This window comes from Streptomyces sp. NPDC097107 (genome assembly GCF_044762405.1).
Classification (GTDB): Bacteria; Actinomycetota; Actinomycetes; order Streptomycetales; family Streptomycetaceae; genus Streptomyces; species Streptomyces thinghirensis.
This window is the reverse complement of the sequence record NZ_JBIWEF010000011.1, coordinates 266,826-291,961: the sequence shown is the minus strand read 5'-3', so window position 1 is coordinate 291,961 and position 25,136 is coordinate 266,826. Positions and strand designations below refer to the sequence as shown.

Annotated in this window: 22 protein-coding genes and 3 tRNA genes; 20 read left to right on the top strand and 5 right to left on the bottom strand. The window is 69.2% G+C overall.

Going from position 1 to position 25,136, the window contains the following annotated elements:
- Nucleotides 1-37: 37 nt before the first annotated feature.
- Complete coding sequence (locus ACIQ1J_RS26585) at nt 38-256, top strand: hypothetical protein (RefSeq protein WP_247695793.1); 219 nt, start codon at nt 38-40, stop codon at nt 254-256.
- A gap of 38 nt (nt 257-294) precedes the next feature.
- On the opposite strand, the gene ACIQ1J_RS26580 is transcribed toward ACIQ1J_RS26585, so the two are convergent.
- Together ACIQ1J_RS26580 and ACIQ1J_RS26575 are read right to left on the bottom strand one after the other, a co-directional pair.
- Nucleotides 295-951: an NAD(P)H-binding protein gene (locus ACIQ1J_RS26580; RefSeq protein WP_403560632.1), complete on the bottom strand. Its 657-nt coding sequence runs from the start codon at nt 949-951 to the stop codon at nt 295-297.
- An 81-nt stretch (nt 952-1,032) separates the two neighbouring features.
- Nucleotides 1,033-2,310, bottom strand: coding sequence for a hydrolase (locus tag ACIQ1J_RS26575; protein WP_403560630.1), 1,278 nt, complete (start codon nt 2,308-2,310; stop codon nt 1,033-1,035).
- A gap of 372 nt (nt 2,311-2,682) precedes the next feature.
- Between ACIQ1J_RS26575 and ACIQ1J_RS26570 the strand changes: the two genes are divergently transcribed.
- The 7 genes from ACIQ1J_RS26570 to ACIQ1J_RS26540 all read left to right on the top strand — a co-directional run bounded on the left by ACIQ1J_RS26570 (nt 2,683) and on the right by ACIQ1J_RS26540 (nt 6,383).
- A tRNA-Thr gene (locus ACIQ1J_RS26570) sits at nt 2,683-2,755 on the top strand.
- Nucleotides 2,756-2,801: 46 nt separating this feature from the next.
- Nucleotides 2,802-2,874: transfer RNA gene (locus ACIQ1J_RS26565), tRNA-Met, on the top strand.
- Nucleotides 2,875-2,964: 90 nt separating this feature from the next.
- Nucleotides 2,965-3,129 carry a 50S ribosomal protein L33 gene (gene rpmG / locus ACIQ1J_RS26560; protein WP_003948671.1) on the top strand — a complete coding sequence of 55 codons (165 nt, stop codon included), beginning with the start codon at nt 2,965-2,967 and terminating at the stop codon, nt 3,127-3,129.
- A 117-nt stretch (nt 3,130-3,246) separates the two neighbouring features.
- A complete protein-coding gene (locus tag ACIQ1J_RS26555) occupies nt 3,247-3,699 on the top strand; it encodes a MaoC family dehydratase N-terminal domain-containing protein (RefSeq protein WP_403560628.1) in 453 nt (150 codons plus the stop codon).
- A gap of 7 nt (nt 3,700-3,706) precedes the next feature.
- Nucleotides 3,707-4,135, top strand: a complete 429-nt coding sequence (locus ACIQ1J_RS26550; protein ID WP_403560626.1) for a MaoC family dehydratase — start codon at nt 3,707-3,709, stop codon at nt 4,133-4,135.
- Nucleotides 4,136-4,375: 240 nt separating this feature from the next.
- Nucleotides 4,376-4,990, top strand: a complete 615-nt coding sequence (locus ACIQ1J_RS26545) for a dihydrofolate reductase family protein (RefSeq protein WP_403560624.1) — start codon at nt 4,376-4,378, stop codon at nt 4,988-4,990.
- 337 nt (nt 4,991-5,327) lie between these two features.
- On the top strand, nt 5,328-6,383 hold the full coding sequence (locus ACIQ1J_RS26540) for a UDP-N-acetylmuramate dehydrogenase (protein ID WP_403560622.1): 1,056 nt from the start codon (nt 5,328-5,330) through the stop codon (nt 6,381-6,383).
- A gap of 85 nt (nt 6,384-6,468) precedes the next feature.
- Here ACIQ1J_RS26540 and ACIQ1J_RS26535 read toward each other — a convergent pair whose 3' ends face one another.
- Nucleotides 6,469-7,101 carry an NAD(P)-dependent oxidoreductase gene (locus ACIQ1J_RS26535; protein ID WP_403560678.1) on the bottom strand — a complete coding sequence of 211 codons (633 nt, stop codon included), beginning with the start codon at nt 7,099-7,101 and terminating at the stop codon, nt 6,469-6,471.
- A gap of 133 nt (nt 7,102-7,234) precedes the next feature.
- Here ACIQ1J_RS26535 and ACIQ1J_RS26530 point away from each other — a divergent pair, with 133 nt between their 5' ends.
- The gene (locus ACIQ1J_RS26530; protein ID WP_403560620.1) at nt 7,235-7,831 is read left to right on the top strand and encodes a TetR/AcrR family transcriptional regulator; all 597 of its coding nucleotides are present in this window, start codon (nt 7,235-7,237) and stop codon (nt 7,829-7,831) included.
- Nucleotides 7,832-8,192: 361 nt separating this feature from the next.
- Here the strand turns inward: ACIQ1J_RS26530 and ACIQ1J_RS26525 are convergent, their stop codons facing one another.
- Both ACIQ1J_RS26525 and ACIQ1J_RS26520 read right to left on the bottom strand, forming a co-directional pair.
- Nucleotides 8,193-9,224: an adenosine deaminase gene (locus ACIQ1J_RS26525; RefSeq protein ID WP_403560618.1), complete on the bottom strand. Its 1,032-nt coding sequence runs from the start codon at nt 9,222-9,224 to the stop codon at nt 8,193-8,195.
- A 123-nt stretch (nt 9,225-9,347) separates the two neighbouring features.
- Entirely contained in the window at nt 9,348-10,574 is a 1,227-nt protein-coding gene (locus ACIQ1J_RS26520; RefSeq protein ID WP_210957965.1) for a pyridoxal phosphate-dependent aminotransferase, read from the bottom strand.
- Between the two features lie 215 nt (nt 10,575-10,789).
- Here ACIQ1J_RS26520 and ACIQ1J_RS26515 point away from each other — a divergent pair.
- The 11 genes from ACIQ1J_RS26515 to ACIQ1J_RS26465 all read left to right on the top strand — a co-directional run bounded on the left by ACIQ1J_RS26515 (nt 10,790) and on the right by ACIQ1J_RS26465 (nt 25,071).
- Nucleotides 10,790-10,862, top strand: a tRNA-Trp gene (locus tag ACIQ1J_RS26515).
- A gap of 108 nt (nt 10,863-10,970) precedes the next feature.
- Complete coding sequence (gene secE, locus ACIQ1J_RS26510) at nt 10,971-11,258, top strand: preprotein translocase subunit SecE (protein WP_210957964.1); 288 nt, start codon at nt 10,971-10,973, stop codon at nt 11,256-11,258.
- An 80-nt stretch (nt 11,259-11,338) separates the two neighbouring features.
- A complete protein-coding gene (nusG, locus tag ACIQ1J_RS26505) occupies nt 11,339-12,211 on the top strand; it encodes a transcription termination/antitermination protein NusG (RefSeq protein ID WP_403560615.1) in 873 nt (290 codons plus the stop codon).
- Nucleotides 12,212-12,393: 182 nt separating this feature from the next.
- Nucleotides 12,394-12,828 (top strand): 50S ribosomal protein L11, encoded by a 435-nt coding sequence (rplK, locus tag ACIQ1J_RS26500; protein ID WP_003974315.1) that lies wholly within the window; start codon nt 12,394-12,396, stop codon nt 12,826-12,828.
- A gap of 80 nt (nt 12,829-12,908) precedes the next feature.
- A complete protein-coding gene (gene rplA / locus ACIQ1J_RS26495) occupies nt 12,909-13,634 on the top strand; it encodes a 50S ribosomal protein L1 (RefSeq protein ID WP_121748636.1) in 726 nt (241 codons plus the stop codon).
- A gap of 147 nt (nt 13,635-13,781) precedes the next feature.
- A complete protein-coding gene (locus ACIQ1J_RS26490) occupies nt 13,782-14,567 on the top strand; it encodes a hypothetical protein (RefSeq protein ID WP_403560612.1) in 786 nt (261 codons plus the stop codon).
- 89 nt (nt 14,568-14,656) lie between these two features.
- Nucleotides 14,657-15,631 carry a hypothetical protein gene (locus ACIQ1J_RS26485; protein ID WP_403560610.1) on the top strand — a complete coding sequence of 325 codons (975 nt, stop codon included), beginning with the start codon at nt 14,657-14,659 and terminating at the stop codon, nt 15,629-15,631.
- 331 nt (nt 15,632-15,962) lie between these two features.
- Nucleotides 15,963-16,493 (top strand): 50S ribosomal protein L10, encoded by a 531-nt coding sequence (gene rplJ / locus ACIQ1J_RS26480; RefSeq protein WP_003974311.1) that lies wholly within the window; start codon nt 15,963-15,965, stop codon nt 16,491-16,493.
- A 123-nt stretch (nt 16,494-16,616) separates the two neighbouring features.
- Nucleotides 16,617-16,997, top strand: a complete 381-nt coding sequence (rplL, locus tag ACIQ1J_RS26475; RefSeq protein ID WP_210957960.1) for a 50S ribosomal protein L7/L12 — start codon at nt 16,617-16,619, stop codon at nt 16,995-16,997.
- Between the two features lie 590 nt (nt 16,998-17,587).
- Nucleotides 17,588-21,073 (top strand): DNA-directed RNA polymerase subunit beta, encoded by a 3,486-nt coding sequence (gene rpoB, locus ACIQ1J_RS26470; RefSeq protein ID WP_403560607.1) that lies wholly within the window; start codon nt 17,588-17,590, stop codon nt 21,071-21,073.
- Between the two features lie 98 nt (nt 21,074-21,171).
- Nucleotides 21,172-25,071, top strand: coding sequence for a DNA-directed RNA polymerase subunit beta' (locus tag ACIQ1J_RS26465; protein WP_403560605.1), 3,900 nt, complete (start codon nt 21,172-21,174; stop codon nt 25,069-25,071).
- Nucleotides 25,072-25,136: the final 65 nt, after the last annotated feature.

Genomic DNA, 25,136 nt, shown 5'->3' with positions numbered 1-25,136 from the left:
GGGCTCTCGCTGCGGGTGCTGCGGGCAGACTGGTGACATGGTCTCGTCCTCCCGTCGCAGAACCTGCCCCGAGTGCCGTCGCGAGATCGCCGTCGTCGCAGGTCGGTACGCGCGCCACGATCCGCCCGGGACGCGGGGGAGTGGCGAACTCGTCTCCTGCCCGGGGTCGCGACGCACGGCGCAGCTCGGTGCGGCGCAGCCCGCCCTGGACGGGTACGCCGTCCCCGACTTCCCCGGGCAGTTGCCGCTGTTCTGACTGTGTGTGCCGGGGCGCGCCCCAGGCGCCCCGCGCCCTCAGTTCCCGGCCACCGACTTCACCGCCACCGACACGGGCGTGGAGCCGCTGATCAGCTCCAGGGTCAGGCCGTTCGTGGCCGGGGTGTCGACCAGTTCCGCCAGTACGGCGGCCACGTCGTCGCGCGGGACCGGGCCCCGGCCGGTGTGTGCCTCCAGGCGTACGAGGCCGGTACCGGCGTCGTCCGTCAGCGCGCCCGGGCGCAGGATCGTCCAGGCCAAGTCGTCCAGCGAGCGCACGTACGCGTCGGCCTCGCCCTTGGCGCGCTGGTAGACGTCGAAGATCTCGTCCCCCTGGTGGCCCGGGTCGGCGCCCATGGAGGACACGACGACGAAGCGCCGTACGCCCGCCCGGACCGCCGCGTCGGCGAAGAGGACCGCCGCCGCCTTGTCCACCGTGTCCTTGCGGGCCGCTCCGCTGCCGGGGCCCGCGCCCGCCGCGAAGACCGCCGCGTCCGCGCCCCGCAGCCGCTCCGCGACCTCGTCGGCCGAGGCCGACTCCAGGTCGAGCACGACCGGTTCGGCGCCGGCCGCACGCAGATCGTCGGCCTGCTCGGCCTTGCGGATGATGCCCGCCACCTCGTCACCACGCGCGGCGAGCAGGCGCTCCAGCCGCAGCGCGATCTGACCATGACCACCAGCGATGACAATGCGCATGTCTTCGACCGTACGCTCCGACGGCCGCCCGCGCCGCACGACTTCGGCCGCATCCACCGGACGTGCGTCGCGCTCTCTCCGTCAGGAGGCCTCCCCACGCCCCGCGGGCCCCCCGCGCCCCTGCCGAGGCAGCCCCAGGTCGGTCGAGGTCGTCGAGTCGCCGTACTCCCGTACAGCGCTGGTCCGTGACACAACGCGCCCCCGGTGCACCACGATCCGGCTGTACGCCAGTGACAGCGCCCCCGCCAGCCGGTCCCCGCGTACCGCGAGGAGTTCGGCCGGGAAGCCCGCCTCGACCCGTACCTCGGGAAGACCCAGGGCCGCCCGTGCCGCCGCGCTCACCGCGTCGTACGCGTCCTCCGGGCGCAGCCCGTGGCACGCGGCGAGCAGGTAGGCGGCCTCCAGGGGGTCGCCGCGCCCGACCGGCTTGGACACGTCCCGCAGCGCACCGCTCCCGGCGGCCACCCGCACCCCGGCCGCGCGCAACAGCCGTACCGGAGCGGTGCCGTCACGGCGGTCGACGGCGCCGCAGGCGCCCTGTGGCAGGCACACCACCGTCACCCCGGCCGCCGCGAGCCGGTCGGCGGCCTGGGAAGCCGCGTCGGCGGGCAGGCGTCCCAGCCCGTCGCAGGGGCCGAGGGTCACCCCGGGGCGCAGCCCGCCCGCCATCGCCGCCAGCCGGGCCAGCCGCACCGGGTCGGCGGCGTCCGTGTGCAGGTCGACCGGGCAACCGTGCTCGGCGGCGACCACCAGGGCCGCCTCCACGTACCCGGTCGGATCGGGGTCCAGGTCCGGACACCCTCCCACCACGTCCGCACCCATCTTGACCGCGTCCCGCAGCATCGCCAGCCCGTCGGCCCCGGCCACCCCGGTCAGCACCCTCGGCATCGCCACCGTGGTCAGTTCTGCCAGCCCGCGCAGCGAACGCCGCGCCCGCAGCACGGCGGTCAGCGCGCCCAGCCCCGCGACGTCGCCCACGCGCACGTGTGCCCGCAGCGCGGTCGCCCCGTGTCCCAGCTGGAGCAGGGCGGCCTCGGTGGCCCGGCGCTGGACGTCCTGGGGGTCGTACGAGACGGGGCCGGGGGCGTCGGCCGTCAGCGCCGTGTCGCCGTGGACGTGGGGTTCGGCGGGGGCGGGGAGGAGCAGGTAGCCGGTGAGGTCCACGCGGGTGCCGGGGCCGGGTGTGCGGGCCGCCGTCAGGCTGCCGGCCGTGCCGACCGCCTCGATGCGCCCGCCGTGCAGCCGTACGTCCACGGTCCGGCCGTCGGTGAGCCGCGCCCCGGCCAGCAGGAGCGAGCCGCGGTCGGCGGGGCCCGAGGGGGAGGGCGAGTGGGGCGGCTGCGGCTGGCTGTCGGGCATCGCGCTCCTCTGGGCTCGGACTGCGCAGTGGGGGACGCAAGATCACGCAGAGTGAGTCGAGCCTAGGACGGTGATCAGTCCGTGGCGCGGAGGAGCGCAATAGTCGTACCGGCGCGGTCTGCCGTGCCGAGGCTGCTGGAGGCCCCGACGGAGCCACCGCTGGAAGTCCCGACGGAGGCACCGCTGGAGGCCCCGTCGGAGCCACGGCTGTCGGCCCCGAGGGAGCCACGGCTGTCGGCACTGCTGGCGGCCCCAGGGGCGTACGTGCGGAAGGCCGACGGGCCCGGGGGCGGGACGGGGGACGGGCCGGGACAGGGGCGGCGAAACGGATTTGGGCGAACGGCGGGCGACCGTGTAATGTCTTCATCGCTCGCCCCAATAGCTCAGTCGGCAGAGCGTCTCCATGGTAAGGAGAAGGTCAACGGTTCGATTCCGTTTTGGGGCTCTGGTGTGAGAGGTTCCCGTCGAAAGGCGGGACCCGATCGCATCACAGCGGTGTAGCTCAGTCGGTAGAGCAAGCGGCTCATAATCGCTGTGTCACCGGTTCAAGTCCGGTCACCGCTACTTTCAGTAGCCGATTGCGGGGTCGGTCCTTCAATCGGCTACTCTTTCCTGCGTTAATACCATCAATCCGTTCGTCAAGGAGCACTTCACGTGGCTGCCACCGACGTCCGCCCGAAGATCACGCTGGCCTGCGTGGAGTGCAAGGAGCGGAACTACATCACCAAGAAGAACCGGCGTAACAACCCGGACCGACTGGAGATGAAGAAGCACTGCCCGCGTTGCAACGCGCACACCGCGCACCGCGAAACGCGATAGAAACAGGCTCGTACACGAGGCCGTCCCCGAGGTTTGGGGGCGGCCTCGTGTCGTTTGGTTCAGCGGTACCCGAGACGGCACCCACAGCCGCACAGAACAGCAGGAGGTTGCGAGCCCATGGCGCTCGACCAGTCGTTCGTGGGGCGGACCTATCCGCCCACCGAGCCCTACGAGGTGGGCCGGGAGAAGATCCGCGAGTTCGCGGAGGCGGTGGGGGACGCCAATCCGGCGTACACGGACGCGGAGGCCGCGAAGGCGCTCGGCCATCCCGATGTGATCGCTCCGCCGACCTTCGTGTTCTCGATCACGTTCAAGGCGGCCGGTCAGGTAGTCGAGGACCCGCAGCTCGGCCTGGACTACAGCCGGGTGGTGCACGGCGACCAGAAGTTCTCGTACGTCCGTCCGGTGCGGGCCGGTGACCGGCTCACGGTGACCTCGACCATCGAGGCGATCAAGTCCATGGCGGGCAACGACATCCTGGACATCCGCGGCGAGGTCCACGACGAGGCCGGCGAGCACGTCGTGACCGCCTGGACCAAGCTCGTGGCCCGCGCGGCCGAGGAGGCGTGAGCATCCCATGACGGCGAAGGTCACTTACAGTGACGTCGAGGTCGGCACCGAACTGCCCGCGCGGAGTTTCCCTGTGAACCGCGCCACTCTCGTGCGGTACGCGGGTGCCTCGGGCGACTTCAACCCGATCCACTGGAACGAGAAGTTCGCCAAGGAGGTCGGCCTGCCGGACGTCATCGCGCACGGCATGTTCACGATGGCCGAGGCGATCCGCGTGGTCACCGACTGGCTCGGCGACCCGGGCGCGGTCGTGGAGTACGGCGTCCGGTTCACCCGGCCCGTCGTGGTCCCGAACGACGACCACGGTGCCGTGGTCGAGGTCAGCGGCAAGGTCGCGGCCAAGCTCGACGACAACACCGTCCGCGTCGACCTCACGGCCACCAGCGCCGGTCAGAAGGTCCTCGGCATGTCCCGGGCGGTCGTACGACTCGCCTGAGACGCGGTGGCCGGTCCTCGTCCCCGGGGCGGGCGGTGGGGCTGCCGGGAGGCGTCGGGGGCCGGCCGGGGCCGATCGGGGTCCATCCGGCACCCGCTTCATCCGGCACCCGCTTCATCCGGCACCCGCTTCATCCGGCACCCGCTTCATCCGGCACCCGCTTCATGCGGTAGCCGTTCCAAGCGGTACCCGTTTCACGCTCCAGCGATGAGTCCGGGTGGCGGATCGGGTCTGTCCTGTATGACACGAATCATCGCTGACATCTCGATCTCCCTCGACGGTTTCGTCACCAGACCCGACCCCGGCCCGGACAGCGGTCTGGGCACCGGCGGGGAGGCCCTGCACACCTGGGCGTTCTCCGACGACCCCGACGACCGCCGGATCCTGCGCGAGGCGACCGCACGCTCGGGTGCCGTCGTCCTCGGGCGCCGGCTCTTCGACGTGGTCGACGGGCCGTACGGCTGGGACGACACGTCCGGCTACGGCGCCGGCGAGGTCGGCAAGCCCGCTTTCGTCGTCGTGACGAGCTCGCGGCCGGAGTCGGTGCGACTCACCCACCTCGACTGGACGTTCGTCACCACCGGTCTGCCCGACGTCCTCACCGCCGCGCGGGAGCGCGCCGAGGCGGCGTCGTCGGACAGCGGCAAAGACCTCGACGTCGTCCTCATGGGCGGTGGTGCCACGATCGGCTCGGCCATCGACGCCGGGCTGGTCGACGGCCTGTCCCTGCACCTCGCGCCCGTGGTGCTGGGCGCCGGGACGCCGCTGTTCACCGGCGGAACACCGCGCACGCTGGTGCAGCGCGGCGTGACCCGGACATCGACCGCGACGCACCTGACCTACGACGTCCTGTGACGTCGTACGCCCTTCCGTGGCGACGGCGAGTGAGGGTGGCTTCACGCGGACGTTCTGGACGGTGTCCCCCTGGGAGTCGCCCGAGCACTCAAGGGTTCGCCCACTCGGGCAATCACGCGCCGACCTCCCGAGGGCTGTCCGCGCAGATGCGGGACTCGAAGTCCGCCTCCTGGTCGGCACCGAGCGACGCGCTGCCGGTGAGCTGGGCGGAGATGCGTGAGCGGCTGCGCTGAGGGCCGGGTACGGACGGATATGACGACAGGAAACGCGCCGGCCGAACGGTCGGGGCGTTTCCCGCTGCTCCGGGATGTCGGTGCCGTCTCGTAGTCTTGGGCGCGTGCAGGAACTCCACGACGCCCCCCTCGCCCCGCTGACCACCTTCCGGCTGGGAGGACCGGCGACCCGGCTGGTCACGGCCACGACCGACGCCGAGGTGATCGACGCCGTCCGCGAGGCCGACGACACCGGCACGCCCCTGCTGCTCATCGGCGGCGGCTCCAACCTGGTCATCGGCGACAAGGGCTTCGACGGCACCGCCCTGCACATCGCCACCCGCGGCTTCTCCCTCGACGGCACGACGCTGGAGCTGGCGGCCGGCGAGATCTGGACCGACGCCGTCGCCCGCACCGTCGAGGCCGGACTCGCCGGCGTCGAGTGCCTGGCCGGCATCCCCGGCTCGGCGGGCGCGACCCCCATCCAGAACGTCGGCGCGTACGGCCAGGAGGTCTCCTCGACGATCACCGAGGTGATCGCGTACGACCGCAGATCCGGCGAGACCGCCACCCTCACCAACAGCGACTGCGGCTTCTCCTACCGCCACAGCCGCTTCAAGGCCGAACCCGAGCGGTACGTCGTCCTGCGCGTCCGCTTCGGGCTGGAGGATGCCGCCGGGCTCTCCGCGCCCCTCCGCTACGCCGAGACGGCCCGCACCCTCGGCGTGGAGCCCGGCGATCGGGTACCGCTGACCGAGGCCCGCGACACCGTGCTGAGGCTGCGCGCCGGCAAGGGCATGGTCCTGGACCCCGAGGACCACGACACCTGGTCGGCCGGGTCTTTCTTCACCAACCCGATCCTCACGGACGAGGAGTTCGCGGTGTTCCGCGCGCGCGTGGACGAGCGCCTCGGTACCGGCGCCGAGCCGCCCGCCTTCCCGGCCGGGGAGGGGCGCATCAAGACCTCCGCGGCCTGGCTGATCGACAAGGCCGGTTTCACCAAGGGCTACGGCACCGGGCCCGCCCGCATCTCCACCAAGCACACCCTCGCCCTCACCAACCGCGGCGACGCGACCACGGAGGACCTGCTCGCCCTGGCCCGCGAGGTCGTCACCGGCGTCCGCGAGGTCTTCGGCGTCACACTGGTCAACGAACCGGTGACGGTCGGCGTCAGCCTCTAGCCGCTGCCTCTAGCCGCTGCCGCTGCCGCTGCCTCTAGCCGCTGCCGCTGCCTCTAGCCGCTGCCGCAGCCCGCAGTCCAGGGCATCAGTACGCCATGCCCACGCCCTGCTTCACGGTCCCCGCGTCCCCGGTCATCGCGAGCATCGCGTGGGCGACGTCGGCGCGGCCCATGAGACGGCCCTTGGACGGGAAGCCGCCGACCACCGTCCGGTACCGGCCGGACACCGGCTTGTCCTGCAGCCGCGGCGGCCGGGCGACCGTCCAGTCGGTCGCGCTGCGCGCCAGCTCGGCCTCCATCGCGCGCAGATCGGCGTAGATGTCCTTGAGAACGGCGGAGACGACCCCGCGCACGCCCCGGTCCAGCAGCCCGGCGTCCTGCGGCTCGGGCCCGACCGGGGCGGCACTGACGACCAGCAGTCTGCGCGCGCCCTCCGCCTCCATCGCGTCGAGTACCGTCCGGGTCAGCCTGGTCGCGACCCCGGCGTCGGCGCGGCGACGTGCGCCGAGCCCGGACAGCACGGCGTCACGCCCGGCCACCGCCGGCCGCACCGCTGCCGGGTCGCTCAGGTCCGCGCGGAACACCTCCAGGCGCTCGCCGGTGACGGACAGCCGCGCGGGGTCCCGTACGACGGCCGTGACCTGGTGGCCGGCGTCGAGTGCCTGCCGGACGACTTCCTGGCCGATGCCCCCGGTGGCACCGAAGACGGTGAGCTTCATGGCGTACTCCGCTCCGCACGGCGGCGTGGCCGCGCTCTGGTGATGGAGCTGGGTGAGTGAGTACTCACCCACCCGGCCTTCCTCTAGGGTGAGTAAGTACTCACCCACTCGTCAAGCCCCGTCAGGAGTAACCGTGCAGTCCGCCAAGCCGGCCCGGGAACGCATCCTGGACGCCGCCCACGAGCTGATGCTGACCGTCGGGCTGGCCCGCGCCACCACCAAGGAGATCGCCAAGGGAGCCGACTGCTCCGAGGCCGCGCTGTACAAGCACTTCGCGAGCAAGGAGGAGCTCTTCATCCGCGTCCTGTCCGAACGGCTGCCGCGGCTGACTCCCTTGCTGAACGGCCTCGCCACGGAGCCGGGCCGTGCCTCCCTGGAGGAGAACCTCACGGAGATCGCCCACCAGGCCGCGCTCTTCTACGAGCAGAGCTTCCCGATCGCCGCCTCGCTGTACGCCCAGACGCAGCTCAAGCGGCGGCACGACGACGCGATGCGGGAGCTCGGCACCGGGCCGCACCTGCCGATCGAGGGCCTCGACGCCTACCTGCGCATCGAGCAGGCCGCAGGGCGCGTCCGCGCCGACGCGGACACCTTCGCCGCCGCGTCGCTCCTGCTGGGCGCCTGCTCGCAGCGGGCGTTCGCGTACGACGCGACGCGTACCGGCGTCCGCCCACCGCTGGACGACTTCGCGCGGCGACTGGCCCGGACGCTGCTCGCGGGGATCTGCTGAACTGCCGCCCGGCGCGGGGGTGGGACACGCGGCCGGGCAGGGACAGGCCGGGCTGCCCGCCAACCGGGCGGGGCGAGCCGCGACCGCCCGCAGTCGGGAGGGACGAGTCCGGACGGTCCGCAGTTGGGCGGGACGGGCCCCGGCTGCCCGCAGTCGGGAGGGACGAGCCGCGACTGCCCGCAGTCGGGCGGGGACGAGCCTGGACGGTCCGCAGTCGGGCGGGAACGAGCCCCGACCCACTGCCACTGCCACTGCCACCGCCACTGCCACTGCCACTGCCACTGCCACTGCCACTGCCACCGCCACTGCCACTGCCACCGCCCACCGCCACCGCACGCGGGACGACCCCTGCTCATGCCGGTTACTCGGTCAGCCAGTCGTCCACCCCCGCCAGCAGCCTCCCCTTCACATCCTCCGGCGCGGCCGACCCCCGCACCGACTGGCGTGCCAGTTCCGCCAGTTCGGCGTCCGTGAACCCGTGGTGGTCCCGTGCGATCTCGTACTGGGCGGCCAGCCGAGCCCCGAACAGCAGCGGATCGTCCGCGCCCAGCGCCATCGGCACCCCCGCCTCGAACAGGGTCCGCAGCGGTACGTCCTCCGGCTTCTCGTACACGCCCAGGGCGACATTCGACGCCGGGCACACCTCGCACGTCACCTGCCGGTCCGCCAGCCGCTTCATCAGCCGGGGGTCCTCCGCCGCCCGCACCCCGTGCCCGAGCCGGTCGGCCTCCAGGTCGTCCAGGCAGTCCCGCACGGACGCCGGTCCGGTCAGCTCACCGCCGTGCGGAGCCGACAGCAGCCCGCCCTCCCGCGCGATCGCGAACGCCCGGTCGAAGTCCCGGGCCATGCCTCGCCGCTCGTCGTTGGAGAGCCCGAACCCGACCACGCCCCGGTCCGCGTACCGCACCGCGAGCCGGGCCAGGGTTCGCGCGTCCAGTGGATGCTTCATCCGGTTCGCGGCGACCAGCACCCGCATCCCGATCCCGGTGTCCCGCACGGTCGTCTCCACCGCGTCCAGGATGATCTCCAGCGCCGGAATCAGCCCGCCCAGCCGCGGCGCGTACGACGTCGGGTCCACCTGGATCTCGAGCCACCCCGACCCGTCCCGCAGGTCCTCCTCCGCGGCCTCGCGGACCAGCCGCTGGATGTCCTCCGGCTCCTGGAGGCACGATCGCGCCGCGTCGTACAGCCGCTGGAAGCGGAACCAGCCCCGTTCGTCCGTCGCCCGCAGCTTCGGGGACTCCCCGCGGCCCAGCGCCTCGGTCAGCGTCTCGGGCAGACGCACGCCGTGCTTGTCGGCCAGTTCCAGCAGGGTCGCGGGCCGCATCGACCCGGTGAAGTGCAGGTGGAGATGGGCCTTCGGCAGTTCAGAGACATCACGTACACGCTCCATTCCGTGATCCTGCCGCACGACACGCCCGGCCCGACAGCACTTTCCCCGTACGTGGTCTTGCTCGCACAAAGAAACAGGGCCGCACCTCGACGTCGAGGTGCGGCCCTGCTCGATGAGCGGCGGTCAGTCCCGCGCCTCCGCCAGCAGCTTCTGGATCCGGCTCACGCCCTCGACGAGGTCCTCGTCCCCGAGCGCGTACGACAGCCGCAGGTACCCGGGCGTGCCGAAGGCCTCGCCGGGCACGACCGCGACCTCGGCCTCCTCCAGGATCAGCGCGGCCAGCTCGACCGTGTCCTGCGGACGCTTGCCGCGGATCTCCCTGCCGAGGAGCGCCTTCACCGACGGGTACGCGTAGAACGCGCCCTTGGGCTCCGGGCACAGCACGCCGTCGATCTCGTTGAGCATCCGCACGATGGTCTGACGGCGCCGGTCGAAGGCCTCCCGCATCTTCGCCACGGCGTCCAGGTCGCCGGAGACCGCGGCGATCGCCGCCGCCTGGGCCACGTTGGACACGTTGGACGTGGCGTGCGACTGGAGGTTCGTCGCGGCCTTGACGACGTCCTTCGGGCCGATGACCCACCCGACCCGCCAGCCGGTCATCGCGTACGTCTTCGCGACACCGTTGACCACGATGCACTTGTCGCGCAGCTCGGGCAGCAGCGCGGGCATGGACACGGAGAAGGCGTCGCCGTAGACGAGGTGCTCGTAGATCTCGTCGGTCAGCACCCACAGACCGTGCTCGACGGCCCACTGGCCGATCGCCTCGGTCTCGGCCTCGCTGTACACGGCGCCCGTCGGGTTCGACGGCGAAACGAAGAGGACGACCTTCGTCTTCTTGGTGCGCGCGGCCTCCAGCTGCTCCACGCTCACCCGGTAACCGGTCGTCTCGTCGGCGACGACCTCGACGGGGACACCGCCGGCCAGCCGGATCGACTCCGGGTACGTCGTCCAGTACGGCGCCGGGACGATGACCTCGTCGCCCGGGTCGAGGATCGCGGCGAACGCCTCGTAGATGGCCTGCTTGCCGCCGTTGGTGACCAGGATCTGCGACGGGTCGACCTCGTAGCCGGAGTCGCGCAGCGTCTTCGCGGCGATCGCGGCCTTCAGCTCGGGCAGCCCGCCGGCCGGCGTGTAGCGGTGGTACTTCGGGTTCTGGCAGGCCTCGACGGCGGCCTGGACGATGTAGTCCGGGGTCGGGAAGTCCGGCTCACCGGCGCCGAAGCCGATCACCGGCCGCCCGGCGGCCTTGAGGGCCTTCGCCTTGGCGTCCACGGCGAGGGTGGCGGACTCGGAGATCGCGCCGACTCGGGCGGAGACCCGGCGCTCGGTGGGAGGGGTTGCAGCGCTCATGACCCCATCGTTTCAGACCGGAAACCTCCCCGGCACAGGGGTTTCACGGACTGAGCAGGACGGGGTCAAGCCCTGAACATCAGTCCGGACGTGCTTTCTGTTCGACGCCCGGCCCGTGAGCACGTACACTCTCACCTCGTTGGCCTTCAGCGGCCTGCGGTCATCCGGTGCACACCAAGCATCCGGGCGGATGCGGTACGTTGGGGGACACACAAAGGGTCGTAGCTCAATTGGTAGAGCACTGGTCTCCAAAACCAGCGGTTGGGGGTTCAAGTCCCTCCGGCCCTGCTACACACACCTTCGCCAGGATGTGTGCGCATGTACGTACAGCAATGCACCGCCGTGCGGCTCCAACCGGGCGCGGCACGGCCACGACCCGGAATCAGGTGAGGACGAGTGACGGACGCCGTGGGCTCCATCGACATGCCTGATGCCCAGGACGAGGCGCCGGACTCCAAGAAGAAGTCGCGCAAAGGCGGCAAGCGCGCCAAGAAGGGCCCGCTGAAGCGCCTCGCACTCTTCTACCGCCAGATCGTCGCGGAGCTGCGCAAGGTTGTCTGGCCGACCCGCAACCAGCTGACGACGTACACCACCGTCGTGATCATCTTCGTGGTCATCATGATCGGCCTGGTGACACTGATTGACTATGGCTTCTCTCACGCCGCCAAGTACGTCTTCGGCTGAGTCGAGAGCGAAGGGCGCCGAGGTACCCGGCGCCCCTTTCGCGTGTTCCACCCCTATGTATCCAGGAAGAAGCAGCCACCGTGTCTGACCCGAACGTGAACGACGCCATCGAGCCGGTCGAGTCCGTCGAGGACGAGCCCGGCATCGTCGAGGGCGCCGACAACGAGGACACCGAGGCCTCCGCCGAGGCCGAGGCTGCCGACGACGCCGTCGTCGCGGACGCGGACGAGACCGCCGAGGCCCAGGACGAGACCGCCGAGGCGGGCGAGGATGCGGACGCGGAGGCCGAGGACGCCGACGCGGAGACCGCCGAAGCCGCCGAGCCCGAGCCCGAGATCGACCCGATCGAGAAGCTCCGCCAGGAGCTGCGCGTCCTGCCCGGCGAGTGGTACGTGATCCACACCTACGCCGGTTACGAGAACCGCGTGAAGACCAACCTCGAGCAGCGCGCCGTCTCCCTGAACGTCGAGGACTACATCTTCCAGGCCGAGGTGCCGCAGGAAGAGGTCGTCCAGATCAAGAACGGCGACCGCAAGACGATCCGGCAGAACAAGCTGCCCGGCTACGTCCTCGTCCGCATGGACCTGACCAACGAGTCGTGGGGTGTCGTCCGCAACACCCCCGGCGTCACCGGCTTCGTCGGCAACGCCTACGACCCGTACCCGCTGACGCTGGACGAGATCGTCAAGATGCTCGCCCCGGAGGCCGAGGAGAAGGCCGCCCGCGAGGCCGCCGAGGCCGAGGGCAAGCCGGCGCCGCAGCGCAAGGTCGAGGTCCAGGTGCTGGACTTCGAGGTCGGCGACTCGGTCACCGTCACCGACGGCCCGTTCGCGACGCTGCAGGCCACGATCAACGAGATCAACGCCGACTCGAAGAAGGTCAAGGGCCTCGTCGAGATCTTCGGCCGCGAGACCCCGGTCGAGCTGAGCTTCGACCAGATCCAGAAGAACTAGTACCGCTCACCGGTACTTCTCTGGACGCACTGCTTCCGAGCAGGTCAGGCAGCCGCGAGAGCGGGTGCCTGACCTGCTCGGTTTTGGCCGCACATCCATACCCGTTATCGTTGTGCGGTATGCCTGTGTCCGGGTCGCCCCCGGATGCGGGCAGGACCCGAATCGAAAGGACCCGGAGAGCTATGCCTCCCAAGAAGAAGAAGGTCACGGGGCTCATCAAGCTCCAGATCCAGGCCGGTGCCGCGAACCCGGCCCCGCCGGTCGGCCCCGCGCTGGGTCAGCACGGCGTCAACATCATGGAGTTCTGCAAGGCCTACAACGCCGCGACCGAGTCGCAGCGTGGCTGGGTCATCCCGGTGGAGATCACGGTCTACGAGGACCGCTCCTTCACCTTCATCACCAAGACGCCGCCGGCCGCCAAGATGATCCTCAAGGCCGCGGGCGTGGAGAAGGGCTCCGGCGAGCCGCACAAGACCAAGGTCGCGAAGATCACGCGCGACCAGGTCCGCGAGATCGCCACCACCAAGATGCCCGACCTCAACGCCAACGACCTGGACCAGGCGGAGAAGATCATCGCCGGTACCGCTCGTTCCATGGGCGTCACGGTCGAGGGCTGACCTCCACCCCCGTAAGCAAGCAGAAGTGGCGGGGCCTGCTCGGCCCGGACCACGACTCCTAAGAAGCAACAGGAGCAGTAGTGAGCAAGCGCAGCAAGTCTCTCCGCGCTGCGGACGCCAAGATCGACCGGGACAAGCTCTACGCCCCGCTCGAGGCCGTCCGTCTCGCCAAGGAGACCTCCACGACCAAGTTCGACGGCACCGTCGAGGTCGCCTTCCGCCTGGGTGTCGACCCGCGCAAGGCCGACCAGATGGTCCGCGGCACCGTGAACCTCCCGCACGGCACCGGTAAGACCGCCCGGGTCCTGGTCTTCGCGACCGGTGACCGTGCCGAGGCCGCGACCGCCGCCGGCGCCGACATCGTCGGCTCCGACGAACTGATCGACGAGGTGTCGAAGGGCCGTCTGGACTTCGACGCCGTCGTCGCCACCCCGGACCTCATGGGCAAGGTCGGCCGCCTCGGCCGCGTCCTCGGCCCGCGTGGTCTGATGCCGAACCCTAAGACGGGCACCGTGACCCCGGACGTGGCCAAGGCCGTGACCGAGATCAAGGGCGGCAAGATCGAGTTCCGCGTCGACAAGCACTCGAACCTGCACTTCATCATCGGCAAGTCGTCCTTCGACGACACCAAGCTGGTGGAGAACTACGCGGCGGCGCTGGAGGAGATCCTCCGTCTGAAGCCGTCCGCCGCCAAGGGTCGCTACATCAAGAAGGCCGCCATCAGCACCACGATGGGCCCCGGCATTCAGATCGACTCCAACCGCACCCGCAACCTCCTCGTCGAGGAGGACCCGGCGGCGGTCTGAGCCACGGCTCGCCCAACCGGTTCACGGGCCCCGCACCTTCCGAGGTGCGGGGCCCGTTCCCTTTTCCCGTACGGGTGTCGGAGCGCTGGGTTAGCGTGCGGGCAGCGCGGAATCGCGCGGGGGCACACGGGGACAAGGGGTGGGCGCATGACGGGCACGACGGCACGCCGTACGGTCGCCTCGATCGCGGTGACGGCCGCGCTGGCGTGCGTCACCGCCTGCACCTCGGCCGACGGACCGGCCGACGACGCCACCGACCCGTCGACGCGGTCGCTGCGCTCCGTCGAGCGGGCCACCGGACGGGCGGGTTCGGCGAGGGTCGAGTCCACGACCGTCATGGGCCGCGAGCTGTCCCTGGACGCCGTCGGCGCCCTCGGCTGGCGCGACGGCCTCACCGGCACCCTGACGATCACGTACACCGGCGGCACGACCGCCGAGACCATGCGCCGGCTCGGCACCACCGCCATGGAGGCCCGGTACCTGCCCGACGCCTACTACGCCAGGATGGGCGACGTGTTCGCCGACCGGGTCGGCGGAAGACACTGGATCAAGTACGTCTACGCCGACCTGGAGGACCTCGGCGACGGCGCGGGCGCCGGGTTCGCGGACCGGATGCGCAAGACCACGCCCCACGAGGCGGTGAAGCAGCTGCTCGCCTCCGACGACGTACGCGAGGTCGGGGAGGAGACGACCCGTGGGCGGCGCACCACGCACTGGACCGGCACGGTGGGAGGCGCCACCGAGCAGACCGTCGACATCTGGGTCGACGACCGGGACCTGTTGGTCAAGAAGGTCGAGCGGGGCCGGACGGAGACCGGCGAGCTGAGCCAGACCGCGTACTACAGCGACTACGGCGTCGCCGTCTCCGCCGAGCGCCCTCCGGCCGCGGACACCGCGGACTTCACGGAGCTGCTGCAAGGGGCGGGTCGGTAATGGGAGGCAGCCGATCGAACCCGTGCGTTAGGCTCACGACGGGTTCAGAATTCAACAATACGTTGGTCGCGTTTCCTTGGGGGGAATCGATGAGGCTTTCTGTGTACGCGCGGTCTTCGCGGCGGGGTGGGGTGGCGCTCGCCGGCGTGTCGGCTCTGGTGCTGGCGGGCGGGGCCGTCGGCTGCGGTGCCGAGAAGGAGGACGGAGCCTCCGGCGCGGACCGGACCGTCCATCAGGTCCTGACCGCGGCGTACGAGAAGACGTCCGAGGCCAAGTCCGCCAACGTCGAGATGACCATGTCGACGCCGGCCGCCCTGGACGGTGGTGGTGACGTCACGATGTCCGGCGTCATGGGCTGGGACCCGATGGTCATGGACATGACCATGAAGGGCTCCATGCTGGCCACCGAGCCGGACGCCCCGGAGCAGGTCCGGACGGTCTGGCGCGACAACGTGATGTACATGGACATGGGCGAGGCAGCCGCCAAGGACATGGACGGCAAGCGCTGGATGAAGATGGACCTGGCGGCCGCCGCCGAGTCCGCGGGCGCCGAGGCCGGGGGCGAGATGCTCTCCGGTCTGGAGAACATGAACCAGAACCCGGTCGAGCAGCTCGCCCTGCTCCTGGAGTCGCCCAACCTCAAGCGTGTCGGCGAGGAGAAGGTCGACGGCGTCACGGCCCAGCACTACAAGGGCACGCTCACCGTCAAAGAGGTGATGGAGAGCAACGATGGTCTGGACGTACTCGAGCCCAAGGAGCGCGAACAGCTCCTGAAGAACGTCGAGAAGTCCGGCATCAAGGGCTACGACACCGAGGTCTGGGTCAACGACGACGACCTGCCGGTCCGCATGGACGTCGGGATGGACACCCCCCAGGGCGACATCGACATGAGCATGAAGCTCTCCGGCTACGGGGCCAAGGCCGAGGTCGAGGTGCCGCCGGCCGCCGACACCTTCGACCTCTTCGAGCTGCTTGAGCAGCTGGGCGAGATGTCCGGCGACGAGGCCACCTTCGAGGAGGAGATGGCCGAGCTGGAGGCGCTGGAGAGCGGCTCCGGGCTCTGAGTCCGCGGCGCCCGCGGGTCCCCGGCGCGGCCCGTGCGCTGGCCCGTCGGGCGGATTTGCTTGACACTGCCCCGTTCACGTACGCTTTCCCAGAAGCCAAAGACCGCTGGTCGTTGCCGTGTGCTCGCGAGAGGGCATGGTGGCCGAAGGATCCGCTGAACTGCGGACGACCCGCGCAGGTGACTGTGGATGAGCTCCCGTCAGTCCGCGCCTCGTGCGTGTGATCAACGGTCGAGCCACGCCCCGTGCGCCTGCGCCGGGGCGTTTCGTATTCCCCAGTCCTCCTTCGGGTCCGCGCGGTCCGAATCACCCGGAAGGAGGCCGAGGCTCTATGGCGACGCCCGAAAAGGCTGCCGCGGTTGCCGAGCTGACGGACAAGTTCCGCAGCTCCAACGCCGCTGTGCTGACCGAGTACCGCGGTCTCACCGTGGCGCAGCTCAAGACGCTGCGCCGGTCGCTCGGTGAGAACGCCCAGTACGCCGTGGTGAAGAACACGCTGACCAAGATTGCGGCCAACGAGGCCGGGATCACGCTCGACGACCAGCTCTTCGCTGGTCCGACGGCCGTCGCCTTCGTCACCGGTGACCCGGTGGAGTCGGCGAAGGGTCTGCGCGACTTCGCCAAGGACAACCCGAATCTCGTCATCAAGGGCGGTGTCCTTGACGGCAAGGCGATGTCCGCCGACGAGATCAAGAAGCTTGCGGACCTCGAGTCCCGCGAGGTTCTGCTCTCCAAGCTGGCGGGTGCCTTCAAGGGCAAGCAGTCCCAGACTGCGCAGCTCTTCCAGGCGCTTCCCTCGAAGCTCGTCCGCACCGTGGACGCGCTCCGTGCCAAGCAGGACGAGCAGGGCGGTGCCGAGTAATTCGGCTCGCTTTCCGATCCTCGCCGCATGAACCGCATGAGGTGAGGGTCGACGCGGGCCCGACGTACGCCCGCCTCACCCCGTACATCCGGCACCTGCCGAATTAGTGGAAGGACCGCCATCATGGCGAAGCTCAGCCAGGACGACCTGCTCGCCCAGTTCGAGGAGATGACCCTCATCGAGCTCTCCGAGTTCGTGAAGGCCTTCGAGGCGAAGTTCGACGTCACCGCCGCCGCGGCCGTCGCCGCCGCCCCGGCCGCCGCTGCCGCCCCGGCCGAGGCCGAGGCCGAGCAGGACGAGTTCGACGTCATCCTCACCGGTGCCGGCGACAAGAAGATCCAGGTCATCAAGGTCGTGCGCGAGCTGACCTCCCTGGGTCTGAAGGAGGCCAAGGACCTCGTGGACGGCGCCCCGAAGCCCGTCCTCGAGAAGGTCGCCAAGGACGCCGCCGAGAAGGCCGCCGAGTCCCTCAAGGGCGCCGGCGCCTCGGTCGAGGTCAAGTAAGACCGCGAAGGCTCAACAGATCCGTCAGGATCTGTAACGCCACAGCACCGAAGAGCGATCATCCATCCGGGTGGTCGCTCTTCGGCGTATCCGGGGGTCCGGCGGTGGCTGCCTTGCACGCGCGACGGCGGAGAGTATGGTGATCTTCGTCGTGCCGTCGCCGGGGCACTGAGAGCCCCCAGGCGGCAGGCGGTTCGGGCAAGGGGGGCCTTGACGAACCGCACGCAGCGCGCGATTCTCAGGACGCGTCGTCACACGGATCCGAATCCGAGGCATGGATCCACGGCGAAGAGGGCAGTATCACGGTGCGTTGAGGGCGAGGCCTTGCCGCAGGTGGTGAGAACAACGAGGAGCGAACACGGTCATCGAGACCCGCACTGGACATCAGTGTGCCATGTGGCTACACTGACCCTTTGCGCTGCCTGTTAGTTGCCCCCTGCCCGTCACCAGGGGTCTGCCCTCGCCCGAGCACCGACGACCAGAGCATGCCTGACCTGGCTCTACAGCCACATCAGGCGCCCCCTGTCTTCGTGCACGGAAGAGGGGCCGGTACGCGCGTAGTGAGTCCGAGCCCTCGGAAGGACCCCCTCTTGGCCGCCTCGCGCAATGCCTCGACCGCGAATACGAACAACGCTGCCAGCACCGCCCCGCTGCGCATCTCCTTTGCAAAGATCAAGGAGCCCCTCGAGGTTCCGAACCTTCTCGCGCTGCAGACCGAGAGCTTCGACTGGCTGCTCGGCAACGACGCCTGGAAGGCTCGCGTCGAGTCGGCTCTGGAGTCCGGTCAGGACGTCCCCACCAAGTCCGGTCTGGAAGAGATCTTCGAGGAGATCTCGCCGATCGAGGACTTCTCCGGGTCGATGTCGCTGACGTTCCGCGACCACCGCTTCGAGCCCTCCAAGAACAGCATCGACGAGTGCAAGGACCGCGACTTCACGTACGCGGCCCCGCTCTTCGTCACCGCCGAGTTCACCAACAACGAGACCGGCGAGATCAAGTCCCAGACGGTCTTCATGGGCGACTTCCCGCTCATGACCAACAAGGGCACCTTCGTCATCAACGGCACCGAGCGTGTCGTCGTGTCGCAGCTGGTCCGTTCGCCGGGTGTCTACTTCGACTCCTCCATCGACAAGACGTCCGACAAGGACATCTTCTCCGCCAAGATCATCCCGTCCCGGGGTGCCTGGCTGGAGATGGAGATCGACAAGCGCGACATGGTCGGTGTGCGCATCGACCGCAAGCGCAAGCAGTCCGTGACCGTCCTCCTCAAGGCGCTCGGTTGGACCACCGAGCAGATCCTCGAGGAGTTCGGCGAGTACGAGTCCATGCGCGCCACCCTGGAGAAGGACCACACCCAGGGCCAGGACGACGCGCTGCTCGACATCTACCGCAAGCTGCGTCCGGGCGAGCCCCCCACGCGTGAGGCCGCGCAGACGCTTCTGGAGAACCTGTACTTCAACCCGAAGCGCTACGACCTCGCCAAGGTCGGCCGCTACAAGGTCAACAAGAAGCTCGGCGCGGACGAGCCGCTGGACGCCGGCGTGCTCACCACCGACGACGTCATCGCCACCATCAAGTACCTGGTGAAGCTGCACGCCGGTGAGACCGAGACGGTCGGCGAGTCGGGCCGGGAGATCGTCGTCGAGACCGACGACATCGACCACTTCGGCAACCGCCGCATCCGCAACGTCGGCGAGCTCATCCAGAACCAGGTCCGTACGGGTCTCGCCCGTATGGAGCGCGTCGTGCGTGAGCGCATGACCACCCAGGACGTCGAGGCGATCACGCCGCAGACCCTGATCAACATCCGGCCGGTCGTCGCCTCCATCAAGGAGTTCTTCGGCACCAGCCAGCTGTCCCAGTTCATGGACCAGAACAACCCGCTGTCGGGGCTGACGCACAAGCGTCGTCTGAACGCCCTCGGCCCGGGTGGTCTCTCCCGTGAGCGGGCCGGCTTCGAGGTCCGCGACGTTCACCCGTCGCACTACGGCCGCATGTGCCCGATCGAGACACCCGAAGGCCCGAACATCGGTCTGATCGGCTCGCTCGCCTCGTACGGCCGGATCAACCCGTTCGGTTTCATCGAGACGCCTTACCGCAAGGTCGTCGACGGCCAGGTCACGGACGACGTGGACTACCTGACCGCCGACGAGGAGGACCGCTTCGTCATCGCGCAGGCCAACGCCACGCTCAACGACGACATGCGCTTCTCCGAGGCCCGCGTCCTGGTCCGCCGCCGTGGCGGCGAGGTCGACTACGTCCCCGGTGACGACGTCGACTACATGGACGTCTCGCCGCGCCAGATGGTGTCGGTCGCGACCGCCATGATCCCGTTCCTCGAGCACGACGACGCCAACCGTGCCCTCATGGGCGCGAACATGATGCGTCAGGCGGTGCCGCTCATCAAGAGCGAGTCCCCGCTGGTCGGCACCGGCATGGAGTACCGCTCCGCCGCCGACGCCGGCGACGTGGTCAAGGCCGAGAAGGCGGGTGTGGTCCAGGAGGTCTCCGCGGACTACATCACCACGACCAACGACGACGGCACGTACATCACGTACCGCCTGGCCAAGTTCTCCCGGTCCAACCAGGGAACCTCGGTCAACCAGAAGGTCATCGTCGCCGAGGGCGACCGGATCATCGAGGGCCAGGTCCTGGCCGACGGTCCGGCCACCGAGAACGGCGAGATGGCGCTCGGCAAGAACCTGCTGGTCGCGTTCATGCCGTGGGAGGGTCACAACTACGAGGACGCGATCATCCTGTCGCAGCGCCTCGTGCAGGACGACGTCCTCTCCTCGATCCACATCGAGGAGCACGAGGTCGACGCCCGTGACACCAAGCTCGGCCCCGAGGAGATCACCCGGGACATCCCGAACGTCTCCGAGGAGGTCCTCGCCGACCTCGACGAGCGCGGCATCATCCGCATCGGTGCCGAGGTCGTCGCCGGCGACATCCTCGTCGGCAAGGTCACGCCCAAGGGCGAGACCGAGCTGACGCCGGAGGAGCGCCTGCTCCGCGCGATCTTCGGTGAGAAGGCGCGCGAGGTGCGCGACACCTCCCTGAAGGTGCCGCACGGTGAGATCGGCAAGGTCATCGGCGTCCGCGTCTTCGACCGCGAAGAGGGCGACGAGCTGCCGCCGGGCGTGAACCAGCTGGTCCGCGTCTACGTCGCGCAGAAGCGCAAGATCACCGACGGTGACAAGCTCGCCGGCCGTCACGGCAACAAGGGCGTCATTTCCAAGATCAACCCGATCGAGGACATGCCGTTCCTGGAGGACGGCACCCCGGTCGACATCATCCTCAACCCGCTGGGTGTCCCGTCCCGGATGAACCCGGGACAGGTCCTGGAGATCCACCTCGGCTGGCTCGCCAGCCGCGGCTGGGACGTCTCCGGCCTCGCGGAGGAGTGGGCCGAGCGCCTCCAGGCCATCGGCGCCGACAAGGTCGAGCCCGGCACCAACGTCGCCACCCCTGTCTTCGACGGTGCGCGTGAGGACGAGCTGGCCGGTCTGCTCCAGCACACCATCCCGAACCGCGACGGCGAGCGCATGGTGCTCCCGTCCGGCAAGGCGAGGCTGTTCGACGGCCGCTCCGGCGAGCCGTTCCCGGAGCCGATCTCGGTCGGCTACATGTACATCCTCAAGCTCCACCACCTGGTCGACGACAAGCTGCACGCCCGGTCGACCGGCCCGTACTCGATGATCACCCAGCAGCCGCTGGGTGGTAAGGCCCAGTTCGGTGGCCAGCGCTTCGGTGAGATGGAGGTGTGGGCGCTGGAGGCTTACGGCGCCGCGTACGCCCTCCAGGAGCTGCTGACCATCAAGTCCGACGACGTGACCGGCCGCGTGAAGGTCTACGAGGCCATCGTCAAGGGCGAGAACATCCCTGAGCCCGGCATCCCCGAGTCCTTCAAGGTGCTCATCAAGGAGATGCAGTCCCTGTGCCTCAACGTGGAGGTGCTGTCCTCGGACGGCATGTCCATCGAGATGCGTGACACCGACGAGGACGTCTTCCGCGCTGCGGAGGAGCTCGGCATCGACCTGTCCCGGCGCGAGCCGAGCAGCGTCGAAGAGGTCTGACGGGAGTTTCGGCGGACCTTGAGCGATCAAGGTCCGCCGGCCCCAGGACCCCCGTTTCAGACCCCAAGACTTACAACCCTGAGAGGGATTGACGCATAGTGCTCGACGTCAACTTCTTCGACGAGCTCCGGATCGGTCTGGCCACCGCTGACGACATCCGTCAGTGGAGCCACGGCGAGGTCAAGAAGCCCGAGACGATCAACTACCGCACGCTCAAGCCCGAAAAGGACGGACTCTTCTGCGAGAAGATCTTCGGTCCGACCCGGGACTGGGAGTGCTACTGCGGCAAGTACAAGCGTGTCCGCTTCAAGGGCATCATCTGTGAGCGCTGTGGCGTCGAGGTCACGCGCGCCAAGGTGCGCCGTGAGCGGATGGGCCACATCGAGCTTGCCGCTCCCGTCACCCACATCTGGTACTTCAAGGGCGTTCCGTCGCGGCTGGGCTACCTGCTCGACCTCGCCCCGAAGGACCTGGAGAAGGTCATCTACTTCGCGGCGTACATGATCACGTACGTCGACGAGGAGCGTCGCACCCGCGACCTGCCCTCGCTGGAGGCCCACGTCTCCGTCGAGCGCCAGCAGATCGAGCAGCGCCGCGACTCGGACCTGGAGGCCCGGGCCAAGAAGCTCGAGACCGACCTGGCCGAGCTGGAGGCCGAGGGCGCCAAGGCCGACGTGCGCCGCAAGGTGCGCGAGGGTGCCGAGCGTGAGATGAAGCAGCTGCGCGACCGTGCGCAGCGCGAGATCGACCGCCTCGACGAGGTGTGGAGCCGGTTCAAGAGCCTCAAGGTCCAGGACCTGGAGGGCGACGAGCTGCTCTACCGCGAGCTGCGTGACCGCTTCGGCACGTACTTCGACGGCTCCATGGGTGCCGCTGCCCTGCAGAAGCGCCTGGAGTCCTTCGACCTCGACGAGGAGGCCGAGCGCCTCCGCGAGATCATCCGTACCGGCAAGGGCCAGAAGAAGACCCGGGCGCTCAAGCGCCTCAAGGTCGTCTCCGCGTTCCTGCAGACCAGCAACAGCCCCAAGGGCATGGTGCTGGACTGCGTGCCGGTCATCCCGCCGGACCTGCGTCCGATGGTGCAGCTGGACGGTGGCCGCTTCGCGACCTCCGACCTGAACGACCTGTACCGCCGTGTGATCAACCGCAACAACCGCCTGAAGCGGCTTCTCGACCTCGGCGCGCCCGAGATCATCGTGAACAACGAGAAGCGCATGCTCCAGGAGGCCGTGGACGCCCTCTTCGACAACGGTCGTCGTGGTCGCCCGGTCACCGGTCCGGGCAACCGCCCGCTGAAGTCCCTGAGCGACATGCTCAAGGGCAAGCAGGGCCGCTTCCGTCAGAACCTGCTCGGTAAGCGAGTCGACTACTCGGCGCGTTCCGTCATCGTCGTCGGCCCGCAGCTGAAGCTGCACCAGTGCGGTCTGCCCAAGGCCATGGCGCTGGAGCTCTTCAAGCCGTTCGTGATGAAGCGCCTGGTCGACCTGAACCACGCGCAGAACATCAAGAGCGCCAAGCGCATGGTCGAGCGCGGCCGCACGGTCGTGTACGACGTGCTGGAAGAGGTCATCGCGGAGCACCCGGTTCTGCTGAACCGTGCGCCCACGCTGCACCGCCTCGGCATCCAGGCCTTCGAGCCGCAGCTGGTCGAGGGCAAGGCCATCCAGATCCACCCGCTCGTCTGCACCGCGTTCAACGCGGACTTCGACGGTGACCAGATGGCCGTGCACCTGCCGCTCTCCGCGGAGGCGCAGGCCGAGGCCCGCATCCTCATGCTGTCCTCGAACAACATCCTGAAGCCGGCCGACGGCCGTCCGGTGACGATGCCGACCCAGGACATGGTCCTCGGTCTGTTCTTCCTCACCACCGACGGCGAGGGCCGCGACCTCAAGGGCGAGGGCCGTGCCTTCGGTTCCGCCGCCGAGGCGATCATGGCGTTCGACGCGGGCGACCTGTCGCTCCAGTCGAAGGTCGACATCCGCTTCCCGGTGGGCACCATCCCGCCCCGCGGCTGGGAGCCCCCGGCCCGCGAGGAGGGCGAGCCGGAGTGGCAGCAGGGTGACACCTTCACCCTGAAGACCACGCTGGGCCGCGCGCTCTTCAACGAGCTGCTGCCCGAGGACTACCCGTTCGTCGACTACGAGGTCGGCAAGAAGCAGCTCTCCGAGATCGTCAACGACCTCGCCGAGCGCTACCCGAAGGTCATCGTGGCGGCGACGCTCGACAACCTGAAGGCGGCCGGCTTCTTCTGGGCGACCCGTTCCGGCGTCACCGTGGCCATCTCCGACGTCGTCGTTCCCGAGGCGAAGAAGGAGATCGTCAAGGGCTACGAGGCGCAGGACGAGAAGGTCCAGAAGCAGTACGAGCGCGGTCTGATCACCAAGGACGAGCGCACGCAGGAGCTCATCGCGATCTGGACCAAGGCGACCAACGAGGTCGCCGAGGCGATGAACGACAACTTCCCGAAGACCAACCCGATCTTCATGATGGTGAACTCGGGTGCACGAGGCAACATGATGCAGATGCGTCAGATCGCCGGTATGCGTGGTCTGGTGTCGAACGCGAAGAACGAGACGATCCCGCGTCCCATCAAGGCCTCCTTCCGTGAGGGCCTGTCCGTGCTGGAGTACTTCATCTCCACGCACGGTGCCCGTAAGGGTCTGGCGGACACCGCTCTGCGTACCGCCGACTCGGGTTACCTCACGCGTCGTCTGGTCGACGTCTCCCAGGACGTCATCATTCGCGAGGAGGACTGCGGCACCGAGCGCGGTCTCAAGCTGCCGATCGCCTCGCGTGACGCGGACGGGACGCTGCGCAAGACGGAGGACGTCGAGACCAGCGTGTACGCCCGCATGCTCGCCGAGGACGTCGTCATCGACGGCAAGGTGATCGCGCCGGCCAACGTCGACCTCGGTGACGTCCTGATCGACGCCCTGGTCGCCAACGGCGTCGAGGAGGTCAAGACCCGCTCGATCCTGACCTGTGAGTCCCAGGTCGGCACCTGCGCCATGTGCTACGGCCGCTCGCTGGCCACCGGCAAGCTGGTCGACATCGGTGAGGCGGTCGGCATCATCGCCGCCCAGTCCATCGGTGAGCCCGGTACCCAGCTGACGATGCGTACCTTCCACACCGGTGGTGTGGCCGGTGACGACATCACCCAGGGTCTGCCGCGTGTCGTCGAGCTCTTCGAGGCCCGTACCCCGAAGGGTGTCGCCCCGATCTCCGAGGCCTCCGGCCGCGTCCGGATCGAGGAGACCGAGAAGACCAAGAAGCTCGTCGTCACCCCGGACGACGGCAGCGACGAGACGGCGTTCCCGATCTCGAAGCGTGCCCGTCTGCTGGTCGGCGAGGGCGATCACGTCGAGGTGGGCCAGAAGCTCACCGTGGGTGCCACCAACCCGCACGACGTGCTGCGCATCCTGGGTCAGCGTGCCGTCCAGGTCCACCTGGTCGGCGAGGTCCAGAAGGTCTACAACTCGCAGGGCGTGTCGATCCACGACAAGCACATCGAGATCATCATCCGGCAGATGCTGCGCCGCGTGACGATCATCGAGTCCGGCGACGCCGAGCTGCTGCCCGGCGAGCTGGTCGAGCGTACGAAGTTCGAGACCGAGAACCGTCGTGTGGTCCAGGAGGGCGGTCACCCGGCCTCCGGTCGTCCGCAGCTGATGGGTATCACCAAGGCCTCGCTGGCGACGGAGTCCTGGCTGTCGGCCGCCTCCTTCCAGGAGACGACCCGAGTCCTGACGGATGCGGCGATCAACGCCAAGTCCGACAGCCTCATCGGCCTCAAGGAGAACGTCATCATCGGTAAGCTCATCCCGGCCGGTACGGGTCTGTCCCGCTACCGCAACATCCGGGTCGAGCCGACCGAGGAGGCCAAGGCCGCGATGTACTCGGCCGTCGGCTACGACGACATCGACTACTCGCCGTTCGGCACGGGCTCCGGCCAGGCCGTTCCGCTGGAGGACTACGACTACGGTCCGTACAACCAGTAAGCGAGTCGCCTGAGAAGGCCGCTACGACCGAAGGGCGGTCACCCCGTGGGGTGGCCGCCCTTCGG